Genomic DNA, 16,958 nt, shown 5'->3' with positions numbered 1-16,958 from the left:
GATTTTTGATATTACTGTTTGGTAAAGTGGTGATTTTGAAATATTTAATTACAATTCTATAACGATTATTTAGCGTTAAAATCTAATTTTCAGAAAAAATAGAAGTACTTTTGAAGTGTATACAAAAAAGGAATCATTTTTTTAATAAGTTATAAATCAGTTAATTATTTGTAAAATGGGAATTTGGAGTAAAATAAATGTTTTGAGGCGTACCTTAACGCATAGCCTGACAAAGAATATAGGAAAAACCAATGAGGAACAGGGCATTACTTTGGTTAATAGGGACGAGATCAAACGAGTTATAATCTGCAGACCAAATGCCAGATTAGGAAACCTTTTACTGATTACCCCTTTTGTTCAGGAACTTGAAAAAACATTTCCAAATTGTAAAATAGATTTGTTTGTAAAAGGAGGTTTAGCACCTATTATCTTCGAAAATTACGATTCTGTAGACAGGATAATTTCATTACCTAAAAAGCCTTTCAGTAATTTATTCAAATATTTTTCTGTCTGGGTTTCTCTGAAAAAGTATAAATATGATATTGCCATAAATGTAGACCATCGTTCTTCTTCTGGTCGTTTGGCAACCAAATTTTCTAATTCTAAATTTAAGTTTTTTGGAGATCTGCCTTTTTCTGCCAGTTTATACTATGGTGATTATGCACATATTGCCAAATATCCAATCTATCATTTTAGGGATTATTTGACCAAGTTAGGTTTTGAAAAAAGAGAGGAATCTATCGCTTCTTTAAATCTTAAACTGACTCCTCAGGAAGTAGCGGAAGGAAAGAAAAAATTAAGCGGCCTGACTACTGGCAATGATAAAAAAACAATTTGTGTGTTTACTTATGCAACAGGAGCAAAATGTTTTTCAACATCCTGGTGGGGAGATTTTTACGAGGGTTTAAAGTCTGAATATGAAAATTATAATATCATCGAAATTTTGCCCATAGAAAATGTTTCGCAGATTGATTTTAAAGCACCGTCATTTTACAGCAAAGACGTTCGCGAAATTGGTTCTGTAATTGCAAATGCTGATTTGTTTATAGGTGCAGACAGCGGAATAATGCATTTATCCAGTGCTGTTCATACCCCGACAGCAGGATTGTTTTCGGTTTCTGATTTAAAAAAATATGAGCCCTACGCCAATAATAGTGTGGGAATAGATGTAAATAATTATTCGAAAAAAGATTATTTCAAAACATTCAATTCCATTTTAAGCAATGGAAGATCAAGGGTGTATTCTAAAGCGATATAAAAGATAATAAAAAAAGGTCAATCACACGATTGACCTTTTCTACTGTTCTTATTTCTTCTTAAACAAGCCATTCAGTAATTCGCTGGCTTTTGTTTTTACTTCTTCAGTAGTTTTTGCCTTATTTTCAGTAGCAGTTTTTGTGGTGTCTTTTGATTTGGTGTTTTTATTAAGCAAATCTGTAAGCGCTGTTGTGCCTTTTTGGGTTAGCTTTTCTTTTTGTTGACTCACAACCTGATTGGTAAGGTTATTAATCGCCGTTTTAGTGTCTAATGCTACTTTTGGATTTGTAAAATTACCTGTTATCACACCCGAAATTGGAATATTTTCTAATTTAGCCGCATCCGCAGGAGATAATTTAGAAAGAAAAGCGTTTGCCTCCTTGCCTAAATATTTGGCAGGGACATCTAGTTTTATATCGTAATTCATTGTTTGGTCAAAACCGTGAGTTCCGCCAACAGTAACTTTAATATCCTGATATTTAATGTCAAATGGTTTTACTTTTACTTTTCCGTCTTCAAAAGCCAAAGCCATTTTCAGGTCATTCAAATTCAGTTTATTGACATCAATAAAATTGATTTTTGAACTTAAAGAATTCAATAAAGTCGAATTTTTGGCATTTACACTTGTAGAAAGTAATTGTCCTAATAAATCACCTGAAATAGATGTTAAGTTTGGAGTTAATTCATTGGCATCTAAATTTCCGTTTAATTTGATTGTCGAATTCAGTTTACCGTTAATAATTCCCGCAATTGGCGCAATTTTTTTCATCATATCCAATTGTGTAAAAGTCTGTGCAATATCAACCTGATTAAATCCTAAATTCATATCAAAGGTTGGTACTTTTGCTTTTGTCGAAACGGCTCCGCTTAAACCAATTGTTCCGCCAAAAATAGAAGTTTTGAAGTTTTCTAAAGTGGCTTTTTCGTCCTTAATAATTAATTTTCCTGAAACAGCAGTTAGTTTTAAATTGTCATACAAAACAGTGTTTGCTTTTGCATTTAAAGTACAATTTAAGAATGCAGGGATTTTCATTGCTTCAGCAGGTTTTGCAGCCGTTTTTGTTTCAGCTTTTGCTTCTCCGCTTGCAGCTGTAGTTTTAGCTGGTTCTCCGGCAGTCATAAAATCATCAACAGCCAGTTGGTTTGAGCTCATGTTGAAGTTTCCTTTCAATTCTTGCTTTTTAAACATAAAACCATAGAAATTTTCCAAAATTCCGTTAATAGCAATATCACTTTTTCCAGTAGTGGCATTAAACTGTTTTAAGTTAATTTTACTCGGATTAAACTCAACTACAGCAGTGCTGATGTTCATCGATTTATTATTCTCATCCGTATATTTAAATCCGGATAGACTCATCGTTCCTGCATTTTTGATGTTTTGATATTCGCTTTTTTCTACAGAAGCCATATCAAAGTTTGTGGTTACATCTGCTTTCAAAATACCCGCTAAAGGTTTATCCAGTTTAACCGGATAAGCTTTTGAAAGATTTGCCAGATTGATCGTTCCTTTTAAAGCTGCATCAACAATAGGATTTACGGTTATGTTTTTAATATTTGCTTTGGCACTAAAAACATCCTGATCGATTCTAAACGAAAGCTTGTCCAGATTTACATAAGTGTCGTTTAAAATTCCGGTTTCATTGATAATTTTGGTATCAATTACAATATTCTGAACCGATTTTGGTAAGTTCGGATATTGAAAAGAAGAATTATTGGATGCAATTTCTATATTGAATTTTGGAACGGTTGTCTCTGTTAATTCTCCTTTAGCAAAACCAACAACAGTAAAGTCTCCGGTAGTTTTTACACCTTCAAGACTTGAAGCATATGCGGAAGGAATAAGACCTAAGAAGTTTGTAAACGATGAGGTTGGTGTTTTAAATTTCAAATCATAAATCTGGGCTTTTTCAGCCATTTGAATGAATCCGTCAAATTCTAAAGGCAGCTGATTGATTAAGGCTTTATTTTCCTTAAAAGTATATTTGCTTTGCCCTAAATCAATTCCTAAAACAGCATCTAAAGTCAGTTTTACATTTTTAAGATAATTCATTTTATCCATATCTAATGAAACGTTAGCTGTCGTTTTTGTATTTAAATCCAGCTTAGAATTGGTAAAATCTCCGGTTCCTTCATGATTCAGACTATCAATTACCATTTTTATTTTAGAGCCCTGATCAATATATCTGAAAGTGAAGTTTTCAATTTTATAATTCTGAATTTTTAATGAAAGAGGATCACTTTTGCCTTCTGATTTGGTTTCTTTTTCATCTTTCAAAGCAATATCAAAGTTTCCAACTCCGTCTTTATTGAAAATAATATTAATCAAACCATTTTGAGAACTTATTCCTTCAATGTTCAAGGACTCTTCTTTTCCTTTAAAAAGTTCTTTGATACTCATTTTCAGATTCAGTTCTCCCAACGAAACCAATGTGTCTCCTTCAAAAGGGGCTTTGTTGATGATTAAAAGCTTTTCAATCGAAACATTGGCATTTGGAAAGTTTTTGAACAAACTCAAATCAGCATCAGCAAAACTTACTTTTGCATCGACACTTTTGTTGATCGCTTCAGCAATTTTAGCTTTAATCTGATCTTTGAAAAGGTAAGGAACAGCAAATAAGGCAGCAACCAGAACTACGAGTACAATTCCTGTAATTTTTAAAATTTTCTTTAACATAACTATTTAATATTTGGGGTTTGAATAGACAAAAAATGATAAATGCTTTTAGCAAAAATAGTTTTTTATACGGGAGTTTTTTTGTAATTTTTTGATAAATTCAATAAAAAAATCCGTTTGAGTTTACTATTTCAAACGGATTTTGTTTAATTTTTATTGTCATTTCTGAATAAATGAAACTATTTTGGAGGTTAGTATTTCAGAAATGGGGAGGCTTTCATTGTTATAGCTTTCTAAATTTGCCTGTTGGTCACCTTCAATAACTTTCATGATATGGTTCATATTGTCAATAATCAACAATTCAGAATTGGTATTGGCTTTGGATAAATTGTCGGCATCCTTAACCGTTACTTGTAAATCTTTGGTCCCCTGAATAATCAGAATTGGGACATTTAATTTTTTAATTTCTGTCTGGGGATTGTATTTAAACCAGGAAATTAAATAAGGCTGAACGCTTGGTCTAAAAAGCGAATTCAGCATAGGATCGACATTTTTTACTGTTTTACCAATCTTCAGACTGTCAATAATAGGGAAGGTCATATCTTCAATCTGTTTCATTCCTTTGGAAGAAATTTGCGTTTTTAAAATTTTATCAGCAGCATCTCCGGCTCCGGCAATCGAAACAAATTTGTCAGCTTTTGTTCCGGCGATCATTCCGATTAGAGATCCTTCGCTATGTCCGATTACGATTACTTTAGAAAAACGTTTGTCCTGTTTTAAGAAGTTTATCCAGCTTTTTGCATCTTCGGTATAATTTTCAAAAACCAGACCTGATTCTGAAATAGCAGCGGTTTTGCTTTCACCAATTCCCCTTTTGTCAAAACGTAATGAAGCAATTCCATTTTTTGCCAAAGTTTCAGCAAGCATTTTTAATGAATTATTTTTCATCATTGGATTGTTTCCGTTTCTGTCTGTTGGTCCTGAACCGGCAATGATTAAGGCAACAGGGCATTTTTTGGATACATCCGGAACTGTCAGCGTGCCATGCAACTGGTCGGTATTTATTTTTAATACGGCTGTAGATTCCTTAAATGTGAGTTCTTTTTTATCCTGAGCATTTACAAAACTTAGAATAAAAACTGTTAGAAGAAGAATTATTTTATTCATTTCCTAAAATTATTTGATACTGATGCTGTAAGGCATTGTCGCTTGTGCTCCTTTTAATTTTTGAAGTCTTTTGATGTGTTCGATAAGAATATAATTTTCCTCACCAATTTCTTCTTTTATAAATGATTCTTTTGATTTGGCAAAAGGCAATCCGGACAAAAGATCGTTTAAAGTTTTATCGTATTCAGGATAATTTTGTGTACTGTATGATTTTATTTTGGAGATTTTGGCAGCTTCGGCAATTGCATCATTTAATCCTCCAATTTTGTCTACCAAACCAATTTTTAAAGCTTCACTACCAGACCAGACTCTTCCCTGTGCAATCGCATCTACCTGTGCAAAAGTCATTTTTCGGCCTTCAGCAACATGAGTTACAAATGTTTTATAGATGTGTTCAACACCTTCTAAAGTAAAAGCTTTAAACTTTTCGTCAACAGGCACAAACGGACTGTAGTTAGCAGAGTTTTCATGTGTTTTTACCTGCTCTGTATTGATTCCTAATTTATTTGCCAACGGACTAAAATTAGGTAAAACCCCAAAAACGCCGATTGATCCTGTGATTGTATTTTTTTCGGCAAAAATTTTATTGGCGTTGCAGGCAATGTAATAACCTCCTGACGCAGCGTAATTTCCCATAGAAACTACGACAGGTTTTACTTTTTTGGTAATCTCGATTTCTCTCCAGATTAAATCAGAAGTCAGTGCACTTCCGCCTGGGCTGTCTATTCTTAAAACAATGGCTTTTACATCTTCATTTTCTCTCGCTTCCTTTAATGAACGTCGCATAGAACCTTCACCAATTTGATTAACATCACCTTCACCGCTTCCTATTTCGCCCTGAGCATAAATAATTGCAATCTCATCGGTTGCTGTATTGGTTAAAGCTGTTGTGATATTATTCTGAGTGTAATCTGAAATCGAAATTTTATTATAATCATCATCACCTTTTACTTTTAAGGCTTTTTTGATGGCATTATGATACTCATCTTCATAAGCAACAATGTCAACCAGATGCTGGGATTTTGCCATTTCCGGGGTTCTAGCCAGTAATCCGTTTGCGATTTCGTTTAGTTTGGTAACCGGAATGTTTCGGCTTTTTGAAATATCGGCCACAACAGTTGTCCAGATAGAGTTTAAAAGTGCTGTTATTTGCTCTCTGTTGGCATCGCTCATTTTGTTTTCGAGGAAAGGCTCAACGGCACTTTTGTATTTTCCATGACGAATCACTTCCATATGAATACCTGATTTTTCCTGAAAGTCTTTAAAAAACATTACTTCAGAAGAAAGTCCTTTAAAATCCAGATCACCTGCCGGATTCAGATAAACAGTATTGGCTACCGAATTCAGATAATATTCTTTCTGTGAATACATATTGGCATAAGCCCAGACAAATTTTCCTGATTTTTTAAAGCTTTCCAGTGCATTTCTCAAATCTTTATATTGAGCAAGACCTAAAGAAGACTCGTCGTTTAATATGGATATTCCCTTAATTTTATCGTCAGTTTTTGCAGCTTCAATCGCGTTGATAACGTCAGTGATACCAATTTCTTTTTTATCAGAAAAAACATTAACCCAAGGGTCTTTGTATTTTCCTGCATAATCATTTTTGATATCTTTTAAATCCAGTTCAATAACCGAATCAGCTTTGACACTAACGGTATCGTCACCTCCAAAAATAGCTCCAATCAGGATTACCCCAAAAAAGAATAACATGATAAAAACAAAAATACCAATTACAGTGGCAACTACATTTCCTAGAAATTTCATAAGTATATTTTTTTAATAAGTAGCAAAAACAAATGTTTCGTTACAGATTTTGATAAGCGATTTCAAATTCGCTTCAGAACCTGTATCACAAATATATTGTTAATTCTAAAATAGTTTTAGTTAATTTGCATAATTATGAAATCACAGCATCAGGTCGTTTTATCTATAGGAAGCAATCAGGGGAATCGGTTCGAAAACATTGAAAGTTGTATTAATTTGATACATCAGGAAGTGGGAACTGTAATCCGGGTTTCAAAACTGTACGAAACGCCCGCCTGGGGATTCGAAAGTGATGCTTTTTATAATTGTGCTTTGCTTTTGCATAGTTCTTCTTCGGCACAAAAAATACTCAGCCAGGTTTTAAAAATAGAAAAACAACTCGGAAGAATTCGTTCGGATAAGCAAGGATATCAATCCCGAATTATTGATGTTGATCTGATTGTTTTTGATGATGAAATTATCGAATCTGATAAACTTCAGGTTCCGCATCCTTTAATGCAAAACCGAAATTTTGTGTTACTTCCTATGAAGGATTTAGAGTTAAATTGGAAGCATCCCGTTTTTCAGAAAACTGTTTCCGAATTAATCTCCATTACACCGGATGACAGCGTTTGTACAGTGGTTCAGGAATTGAAAAATCCATTGGAGGAAATTCCGCTTGAGAAATTCAATTATATTGCTTTTGAAGGAAATATAGGTGCCGGAAAGACTACTTTGGTACAAAAAATTGCTGAAGATTTTAATGCAAAAAATGTATTGGAACGTTTTGCAGATAATCCATTTTTGCCAAAATTTTATAAAGATCAAAACAGATATGCTTTTCCTTTGGAAATGTCTTTTCTGGCAGATCGTTATCAGCAGCTATCGGATGATCTGGCGCAATTTGATTTGTTTAAAGATTTTGTAATTGCCGATTATCATATTTTCAAGTCTTTGATTTTTGCTAAAATAACTCTCGCTGAGGATGAATATCGTCTGTATCGAAACTTGTTTGATATTATTTATAAAGAAATGCCAAAGCCTGATTTGTATGTGTATTTATATCAAAACACAAGCAGATTGCTTCAGAATATTAAAAAACGAGGACGAAATTATGAGCAAAATATTTCAGATGAATATTTGGATAAAATCAATAATGGTTACTTAGACTATATTAAATCCCAAACAGACTTGAACGTTCTGATAATCGATGTTTCGAATCGTGATTTTGTCAAAAAACACGAAGACTATCTTTTTATATTGAATGAAATTCGAAGAGTAATTAGATAATGTGTCAATTTGATAATTAGAAAATTTTTAAAAGCTTTTACTTTTCTAAAAGCTGGAAAGTTTGTCTTTTCGAATCGATAATTATCTCATTTTCTAATTGAAAAATTCTCTAATTTAACTTTACCTCTTCAAAGAAAAGTGTCCCTTAAAAACAGGATTTGCATCATCAATTTTTAAAACATACCAATAATCAGAAGACGGAAGTGGGGATTTGTTAAAAGTACCGTCCCAACTCAATTTTGATCCGCTTAATTGGGCTAATAATTTTCCGTACTGATCAAAAATTGTCACTTGTGCCTTGGGGTAGTTTTCCATACCTGTGACTTCCCAAAAATCATTATAAGAATCATTATTAGGAGTGAAAAATGACGGAATAATTAAAACAATAAAACTCTGAGTAGCTTCATTACTATTGCAGAGATTGTTTTGGGCTCTTACATAAGCAGTTTGTAATCCGCCCGGCACATTATAAAAAAGATTTGATGTCTGATAATTAGCACCGTCTACAGAATATTCAAAATAATCTTGTGGATTAGAGACATTAATAGTTACTGCTCTTTCTTTTACATCAATATTTTTAATGATTGGTTTTTTATACTCAATCACAGTTATTGTTTTGTTACTGGTACAATTTTCGGGTGAAGGGCTGGTTACTTCAACGCTATAAGTTCCTTTTATGTTAACTTCTATAGTCTGGCTGGTTTGTCCGGTAGACCATTTGTAAGTCATTCCGCTTATTTTAGCATCTAATATTACTGTTTGGTTTTCGCATAAAACAACTTCTTCGTCAGTAACTATGGGAGGAGTATAGATGATGATATTTACTGGAGTACGGGTCGAATTAATACAGCCATTGTTTGATGCCTCAGCATAATACGTGGTATTGACCGAAATAGCTGGTGTAATAAAATTGTTTCCTGTATAAAGGCTTGTACCACCTGTTGATGTCGCAAACCAGTTTATAATTCCAAGATTTGAAGTAGCCTGTAATGTTACCGTTCCTGTACCGCATCTTGCAACCGGAGAAGAAACGATTGGAACGTCAGGAGTAGTGTTTACAATGGCTGTAACTGATCTTCGGTTTGTTTCACAGCCTGCATCCGCATAATAAGTGGTCGAAGTATTTATTATTGGGGTTGTATATGAGGTTCCTGTACCCAGTAAATGACCTCCCACAGCTGCATCATACCATCTAATTGTTCCGGCGTTTGAAGTTGCTTTTAAATTTAAACTTCCTGAATCACAAATTGGATTTGGATTTGTAATTGTAGCTTCCGGAATGGTAATCTGAGTGCTGGTTGCAATTTCTAAAGGAGATTCTCCGGGCATTCCCCCGTACTCAACAATATATCCTTTGGCCTGATAATCACCACTTGGTTGTCCTTCATTTCGCAAGTCGTTCCAGGAACCCGGAATTCCAATGCCTGGCGCTGTAATGTGTGCATAATCTTCATCCCCGGCCTGGTTTGGTTCGTTGTTGTTCCAAAGCGCAAAGTTAGGGGTGCTTCCATTGGCAAGACCATTCCAGAAAATAGTTCCTTTTCCGTCATTTGCCAAACCTTCCGGTCCGGTTACCCATTTCCATACATTTTCAGTTTCGGCATCGCTGCCTCCAATCCAGCCTGCTCCTGAAGCTTGTTCTCCTGATAATTTTGCTTCATCAGCGGCAGAAATTGTTGCTAAGTATCCTTGAAGACCATAATAAGTGCTGTTTTCTGCAGCTGCTTTTGCTTCGGTCCATGTAATACCAATATTAGGGACAAATTGATAAAAATGTCCGGTTGATGGTAAATAGTTTGCCTGGCCAATAGTTATAGAAAATGTTTTGGCTCCCGATGCTGAAACCGATGGGTTTGAAAAAACAACATTTTTTACAGCCGATATAAAATCACTATACAGCACATCAATTCCGGTCGGGCTAGAGAGAGTTAGTTTTCCGGATGCAGTATCCCAGTTCTCGACAATATTTGGATACGATGAAGGATTTAAAAGTCTTAATTTATCAAACCCGGCAGCATATCCAGACGAAATCTGAATGTAAACTGCGTGCGTTCCCGTTTCACTGGCATCATGTGTAATAGAAAAATCAGTGACAATATTGATGTCGGTGTTGGGACAGTATAGTTGATTTCCGGTTGCTGTCAGTTTAGGTGCAGTACTATTTATTGTGTTACAGTTATTTAAATATGTAGCAGAAGCGTCTTTATAAGTAGACCAGTTAGTATTAGAATAGGTAGCATTGTCTACCTGGATACAACTAAGGTTAGGGTTGGATTTGAAATTCAGAAATGAAAGCTTTGTATTTTTTCCGTTTTTTAAATTCAAATTGGTTAGTTGATTGTTTTGACAGTAAAAATTAACCAAAGTGTTATTTTTCGAAACATTCAAATCGGTTAATTGATTATTCTGGCAATTTAAAATTACTAAAACGGTGTTTTTGGTAACATCTAAGTTGGCGATCTGATTATTGTGAATTGATAAATCATATAAAATAATATTTTTGGAAATATCAATATTGGTTAAATTGTTATAGCCACAACCTAATTGTTTTAGGGCTGTATTTTTAGAAACATCTAAACCGGTTAATTGATTATTACTTATTGTAAAATCATTTAACAAAAGATTTTTCGAAACATCAATATTAGATAATTGGTTAAAACTACAGTTTAAACGAATTAGGCCAGTGTTTTTAGAAACATCTAAATGAGTCAATAGATTGTTTTTGCTTTCCAAACCAGCTAAGAGAGTATTTGTGCTAATGTCTAGATTGGGTAATTGATTGTTTTCACAATTTAAAAATTCTAAAGCAGTATTTTTAGAAACATCAATATTCGACAGTTTGTTAAATCCAATGTTGAAATGTTTGATTTTGATGTGTTTTGAAATATCTATATTGGTTAATTGGTTATTATAATAGCTTAGAGAGGTTAATAATAAATTCTTAGAAATATCTAAATTAGTTAGTTTATTTGCAGAAACATCTAAACCCGTTAAATAAGTGTTTTTAGTTACATCAATATATGAAATGTTGTTTTCCTGACAATCAAAAGTGGTTAATGCTGTATTTTTAGAAATGTCAATGCTATTAAATTTATTGTAACTAATATATAGTGTATTTAGTTGTGTATTATTTGAAAGATTAAGGTAAGTTAAATTATTATATTCGCAGCGTAAATGTTTAAGATATATGTTGTTAGAAAGGTTTAGGCTGGAGATGTTATTTCTTTTGGTTTGATCATTATATAGTATGCCAACGTTTAATTGCTCTAACTTTAAAAAACCTTCAATTCCGGTTAAATCCGAAATGTTTTTTCCCGGAATATCTAAAGATTTTACATTTGCAATATTAAGTGAAGAAACCCAGCCGTCAACAGAGCCACTGTCAATTCCTAAATCGATGAGGGCTTTTTCAAAATTAGGGTCAGGAATAGATGTTTTTTGGGATGAGCAGATAAAACCTGAGAAAATTAAAAACACCAATAACGTCTTTTTCATAGCAAATTATTTTGTAAAACCCTTTAGTAAAAATAGTTAAGAGAATTGTGAAATAAATGCTGCTAATAAACTTTTTTGTATAAAAAACGGTATTTTTTATACAAATCATAAATTCCAATTGATTTTTTTAAACAAATCCCAAACTACAATACCGGCACTAACAGATATGTTTAATGAATGTTTGGTTCCCAGTTGCGGAATTTCGATGCAGCCATCACAAATAGCTACAGCTTCCTGAGCAACCCCATAAACTTCGTTTCCGAAAACGAGGGCGTATTTTTGATTTTTCTCTACTTTAAAATCCTGCAGGAAAATAGCACTTTCTACTTGTTCGATAGCAAGAGTTAGTACATTTTCTTTTTTTAGGTTTTCTATGACTTCCAAAACATTTTCATGATGTTCCCAAGTGACAGTTTCAGTAGCTCCAAGGGCTGTTTTATGAATTTCTTTGTTAGGAGGGGTGGCTGTGATGCCGCATAAAATGATTTTTTCTACTAAAAAAGCATCGGCGGTTCTAAATACAGATCCTATATTGTGTAAACTGCGAATATCGTCCAATACTAAAATCAGTGGCGTTTTCTCAGATTTTTTAAAATCATCAATCGATTTTCTATCCAGTTCACTATTTTCAAGTTTTCTCATTTGGGTTAAATTCAGGTCATAAAAAAAGCTTCCAAAGATAAGGAAGCTTTTTCGATTATTTTTATGTTTTCAGATTAGCTTTTTGCCGGATCTGGTAAAACAGTACCTTTAATAGTTAGAATTTTTGTTGGTTGTCCTTCAGCATTTGAAGTAACAGTTACCGTTTTTGTAAATGCACCAACTCTGTCAGTAGCATATTTTACACCGATAACACCTTTAGCTCCAGGAGCAATTGGCTCTTTTGGTGTAGTTGGAACAGTACATCCGCAAGATCCTTGTGTGTTAGTAATGATTAATGGTTTTGTTCCGTTGTTTACAAAAACAAACTGACGGTTACCATCAGCATTGTGAGCGATAGTTCCGTAGTCGATTGTTTCACTTTCAAAAACCATTCCTGCTCCCTGAACTTTAGCAACTTTTGGTGCAGCAGCTTTTTTAGTACTTTGAGCGTTAGAAGCTGTAATACCAGCTACAGCTAACATAGCGAATAAAATTATTTTTTTCATCTTTATAAGTGTCTTTGTTTTAATTATGAAACAAATCTATGTAAAATTCTCATATCTGCACTTAAAAATTTCTTAAAATATTTTAATTTTTGATAACTGAGATATTCCTTCAAAATATCATAAATTCGCTGTCTTAATTTTTCATTTTAAAATATAATAATTTGGCAGCTAAAGAGAAAGTGGTGAAGGAAACACCTTTAATGAAGCAGTACAACGAAATCAAGGCTAAATATCCTGATGCATGTCTGCTTTTCAGAGTAGGAGATTTTTACGAAACCTTTGGAGAAGACGCCATTAGAGCTTCTAAAATCCTTGGGATTACATTAACCAAAAGAGGTGCAGGTTCTGATACCGAAACAGCTTTGGCGGGTTTTCCACATCATTCTGTTAACACCTATCTGCCAAAATTGGTTAAAGCCGGACTCAGGGTAGCAATCTGTGACCAGCTTGAAGATCCAAAAATGACCAAAACAATAGTAAAAAGAGGTGTAACTGAGCTTGTAACTCCTGGGGTTTCTTTGAACGATGAGGTTTTGCAGTCAAAAACGAATAATTTTTTAGCTTCAGTTTATTTTGCTAATAAAAATATCGGAATTTCTTTTCTGGATGTTTCAACAGGAGAATTTTTAACTGCTCAGGGAAATGCAGAATACATTGATAAATTATTGCAGAATTTTAATCCAAGTGAAGTTCTGGTACCAAAAAACAATAAAAGTAATTTTAAGGATGCTTTTGGGGATGATTTTCACAGTTTTTATCTGGAAGACTGGATTTACAAAGAAGATTATGCCTTAGAAACCCTGACGAAACATTTTCAGACAAATTCCTTAAAAGGATTTGGTGTAGAAGAGTTAAAGGAGGGAATCATTGCTTCAGGAGCTATTCTGTATTATTTGTCAGAGACACAGCATAATAGAATTCAGCATATTACAGCGATTCAGCGTATTGCAGAAGATGCTTATGTCTGGATGGATCGTTTTACTATCCGAAATTTAGAGTTGTACCACAGCTATAACCCGAATGCAGTTACACTTTTAGATGTTATTGATAAGACACTTTCTCCGATGGGAGGACGTCTGTTAAAGCGTTGGCTTGCATTGCCTTTAAAAGATGCTAATAAAATAAAAGGGCGCCATCAAGTTGTGTCTTATCTGAAATCAAATCCTGAAATTCTGCATAACATTCAATATCAGATCAAACAGATTTCAGATTTAGAACGTTTGATTTCTAAAATAGCAGCGGGCAAAGTTTCGCCTCGTGAAATTGTTTATTTGAAAGAATCTTTAGATGCTATTATTCCTATCAAAACATTGGCGCTTGAAAGTCCGCAGGAAGCTGTAAAAGTAATTGGAGACAGTTTGCATGCTTGTGATTTGCTTCGCGAAAAAATTAAAACTACTTTAAATCAGGATGCGCCGGTTGCCATTTCAAAAGGAAACGCAATTGCAAGCGGAATCAGCGAAGAATTAGATGAATTGCGTGCTATTTCAACTTCCGGAAAAGAGTTTTTAGAAGGAATTGAAAGAAGGGAGTCGGAGAGAACGGGAATTTCTTCTTTGAAAATTTCTTTCAATAATGTTTTCGGATATTATATCGAAGTTCGAAATACGCATAAAGATAAAGTGCCTGAAGAATGGATTCGTAAACAGACTTTGGTTAATGCCGAACGTTATATTACGGAAGAATTAAAAGAATATGAGACTAAAATTTTAGGTGCTGAAGAGAGAATTTATAAAATTGAAACAGATCTTTTTGAGCAATTAGTGGCTTGGATTTCTACTTATATCAAGCCTGTTCAGATGAATGCTTATTTAATTGCGCAGCTGGATTGTTTATGTTCGTTTACACAAATGGCTGTTGAAAATCAATATGTGTGTCCTGAAATTGATGATACATTTGAATTAGATATCAAAAATGGAAGGCACCCTGTAATTGAAAAACAATTGCCTGTTGGGACCCCTTATATTGCCAATGATGTTTTCTTAGACAGAGAGATACAGCAAATTATTATGATTACCGGTCCTAATATGTCGGGTAAGTCGGCAATTTTGAGGCAAACGGCATTAATTGTACTTTTGGCTCAAATGGGAAGTTTTGTCCCTGCTGATAGCGTTAGAATGGGAATTGTAGATAAGATTTTTACCAGAGTAGGGGCTTCAGATAATATTTCGATGGGTGAATCTACGTTTATGGTCGAAATGAATGAAACAGCTTCGATTTTGAATAATATTTCAGACAGAAGTTTGGTACTGTTGGACGAGATTGGAAGAGGAACAAGTACGTATGACGGAATCTCGATTGCCTGGGCGATTGCTGAATTTATACACGAGCATCCAGGAAGGGCAAAAACACTTTTTGCAACGCATTATCATGAGCTGAATGAAATGACAGAATCGATGCCAAGGATTCAGAATTTTAATGTTGCTGTAAAAGAATTGAAAGATACTGTTTTATTCGTGCGAAAACTGGTTAAAGGTGGAAGTGCGCATAGTTTTGGAATTCATGTTGCAAAAATGGCCGGAATGCCTCAGTTGGTTATTTCGAAAGCACAAAAGCTTTTAAAGAAATTAGAAAAAAATCATTCGAGTGATGCTTTGAACGGAATAAAATCGGCAAATGAAGAAATGCAGATGAGTTTTTTTAATTTGGATGATCCCTTGCTGGAAGAGATAAAAGAAGAGATTTTAAACCTCGATATTAATGCAATTACACCGGTAGAAGCCCTGATGAAACTGAATGAGATTAAAAGGATGCTGGTTAAAAAATAAAATCTTTAAAATTTTCAAATTTAAACTTTAGGTTATCAGAGCGTTATGAAATAAGTGGATTTTTTTTTGAAAAAACTCTTGTTTAATTGAATAAATGTCCTAAATTTGCACTCGCAATATGAAACAAATAAGGTGTTGCGGTTCTTAAATAGAATTTGAAATGCGAAAATAGCTCAGTTGGTAGAGCGCGACCTTGCCAAGGTCGAGGTCGCGGGTTCGAGCCCCGTTTTTCGCTCCAAGACCATACAATGCTCGGATGGTGAAATTGGTAGACACGCTGGACTTAAAATCCAGTGAACAGCAATGTTCGTGCGGGTTCAAGTCCCGCTCTGAGTACAAAAGCCTCTTCTTTTTGAAGAGGCTTTTTTTTATGAAATAAGTTATAGGTTTGTGGTGAGTAGATTTATGTGGTAAATTTATTTGGGTAATCAACAATCGATAATCAACAATCTAAAATTTATAAATGGGGGCTTTTGTAATTAGCAGGCGATTTAATGATGAATACAAGTTTACTTTTACTTCTCGAAAGGGAAAAGTTATTTTTACCAGTTTAAGTTATGAGTTGAGGTTTGAATGTGAAGAGGATATTGAGAAATTTAAGGCGAATATTGAACTTGCTAAGTTTTTGAAATTTAAAGGCTCTGGAGGGAAATATTTTTTTAAATTGATGTTGGGTGATGTGCATTTTGCAACAAGTCGTAAATATAGTACGGAATTGCTTCTGCAAAAAGGGATAAAAGAAATTGTGACTTATTCTTCTAAATCGGAGATTTTGGATTTTTCTTCAAATGAACTAATTTTTGAAGATGAGGTGGTGGTTGAGGGTGAAATGGAATAAAAAAAGCGTTTGCAATAGCAGACGCTTTTTTTGTGTGTTTTAAGAATAAAAAAAACCATCTCTATAGATGGTTTTAAAATTTTTAGAACCGGGTTCTAATTATTTTTTTACTTCTTTAGCAGCTTCTTCAACTTTTGCAGCAGCAGTATCTACAGTTGCAGCAGCAGAATCAACAGTTGCAGCAGCAGAATCAACAGTTGCAGCAGCAGAATCAACAACGGCAGCAGTAGAATCTACAGCTCCTTCAGTAGCTGCAGCGTCAGCTTTTTTACAAGATACAACAGTTAAAACAGCAACAACAGCTAAACTTAAAAATACTTTTTTCATCTTACTTTATTATAAAAGGTTAATTATTAATTCGAGGCAAAGATATAAATTTTTTAATATGTAAAATATTTTTTTATTTTTTTTTTAAAATATTTTCCTTCGTCACTCGATGTTTCTATTTATCAATTAATGTGCCAAAACAGCTGAAAAGAAACGTATTATTGTATTTTTTGCAAATTTTGAGTTTTGTTGAATATTCAAAAAGCATTTAACTGTTTTGATTGGTTTGTTTGTGGTTTGTTTTGTTTTTTGATTGATTATTTTGTATCAGGAAAAATCTTTTTCGCTTGCTTTTTTATTGTTTTTTA

11 protein-coding genes and 2 tRNA genes are annotated in these 16,958 nt (G+C 33.7%); 6 read left to right on the top strand and 7 right to left on the bottom strand.

Annotated elements, in window-relative coordinates:
• The first annotated feature begins 175 nt into the window (after positions 1-175).
• Positions 176-1,258 (top strand): glycosyltransferase family 9 protein, encoded by a 1,083-nt coding sequence (locus GWR14_RS09105; protein ID WP_163408721.1) that lies wholly within the window; start codon positions 176-178, stop codon positions 1,256-1,258.
• A gap of 48 nt (positions 1,259-1,306) precedes the next feature.
• On the opposite strand, the gene GWR14_RS09100 is transcribed toward GWR14_RS09105, so the two are convergent.
• The 3 genes from GWR14_RS09100 to sppA form a co-directional block, all read right to left on the bottom strand.
• Complete coding sequence (locus GWR14_RS09100; protein WP_163408720.1) at positions 1,307-3,931, bottom strand: AsmA-like C-terminal region-containing protein; 2,625 nt, start codon at positions 3,929-3,931, stop codon at positions 1,307-1,309.
• A gap of 159 nt (positions 3,932-4,090) precedes the next feature.
• The gene (locus tag GWR14_RS09095) at positions 4,091-5,038 is read right to left on the bottom strand and encodes an alpha/beta hydrolase family protein (protein ID WP_163408719.1); all 948 of its coding nucleotides are present in this window, start codon (positions 5,036-5,038) and stop codon (positions 4,091-4,093) included.
• Between the two features lie 9 nt (positions 5,039-5,047).
• Positions 5,048-6,805: a signal peptide peptidase SppA gene (gene sppA, locus GWR14_RS09090; protein WP_163408718.1), complete on the bottom strand. Its 1,758-nt coding sequence runs from the start codon at positions 6,803-6,805 to the stop codon at positions 5,048-5,050.
• 135 nt (positions 6,806-6,940) lie between these two features.
• On the opposite strand from sppA, the gene folK reads away from it, so the two are divergent.
• Positions 6,941-8,074: a 2-amino-4-hydroxy-6-hydroxymethyldihydropteridine diphosphokinase gene (gene folK, locus GWR14_RS09085; protein WP_163408717.1), complete on the top strand. Its 1,134-nt coding sequence runs from the start codon at positions 6,941-6,943 to the stop codon at positions 8,072-8,074.
• A gap of 120 nt (positions 8,075-8,194) precedes the next feature.
• Here the strand turns inward: folK and GWR14_RS09080 are convergent, their stop codons facing one another.
• The 3 genes from GWR14_RS09080 to GWR14_RS09070 all read right to left on the bottom strand — a co-directional run bounded on the left by GWR14_RS09080 (position 8,195) and on the right by GWR14_RS09070 (position 12,717).
• Entirely contained in the window at positions 8,195-11,569 is a 3,375-nt protein-coding gene (locus GWR14_RS09080) for an Ig-like domain-containing protein (protein WP_163408716.1), read from the bottom strand.
• A 105-nt stretch (positions 11,570-11,674) separates the two neighbouring features.
• Positions 11,675-12,211, bottom strand: coding sequence for an RNA methyltransferase (locus GWR14_RS09075; protein ID WP_163408715.1), 537 nt, complete (start codon positions 12,209-12,211; stop codon positions 11,675-11,677).
• 74 nt (positions 12,212-12,285) lie between these two features.
• The gene (locus tag GWR14_RS09070) at positions 12,286-12,717 is read right to left on the bottom strand and encodes a DUF1573 domain-containing protein (RefSeq protein ID WP_163408714.1); all 432 of its coding nucleotides are present in this window, start codon (positions 12,715-12,717) and stop codon (positions 12,286-12,288) included.
• Between the two features lie 161 nt (positions 12,718-12,878).
• On the opposite strand from GWR14_RS09070, the gene mutS reads away from it, so the two are divergent.
• The 4 genes from mutS to GWR14_RS09050 all read left to right on the top strand — a co-directional run bounded on the left by mutS (position 12,879) and on the right by GWR14_RS09050 (position 16,323).
• Positions 12,879-15,485: a DNA mismatch repair protein MutS gene (mutS, locus tag GWR14_RS09065; RefSeq protein ID WP_163408713.1), complete on the top strand. Its 2,607-nt coding sequence runs from the start codon at positions 12,879-12,881 to the stop codon at positions 15,483-15,485.
• A gap of 162 nt (positions 15,486-15,647) precedes the next feature.
• Positions 15,648-15,723, top strand: a tRNA-Gly gene (locus GWR14_RS09060).
• A gap of 12 nt (positions 15,724-15,735) precedes the next feature.
• Positions 15,736-15,821, top strand: a tRNA-Leu gene (locus GWR14_RS09055).
• A gap of 127 nt (positions 15,822-15,948) precedes the next feature.
• Complete coding sequence (locus GWR14_RS09050; protein WP_163408712.1) at positions 15,949-16,323, top strand: DUF1508 domain-containing protein; 375 nt, start codon at positions 15,949-15,951, stop codon at positions 16,321-16,323.
• 99 nt (positions 16,324-16,422) lie between these two features.
• On the opposite strand, the gene GWR14_RS09045 is transcribed toward GWR14_RS09050, so the two are convergent.
• On the bottom strand, positions 16,423-16,650 hold the full coding sequence (locus GWR14_RS09045; protein WP_163408711.1) for a PG1828 family lipoprotein: 228 nt from the start codon (positions 16,648-16,650) through the stop codon (positions 16,423-16,425).
• Positions 16,651-16,958: the final 308 nt, after the last annotated feature.

This window comes from Flavobacterium ajazii (genome assembly GCF_010614725.1).
Taxonomy (GTDB): Bacteria; Bacteroidota; Bacteroidia; order Flavobacteriales; family Flavobacteriaceae; genus Flavobacterium; species Flavobacterium ajazii.
This window is presented reverse-complemented; position numbering and strand designations above follow the sequence as displayed.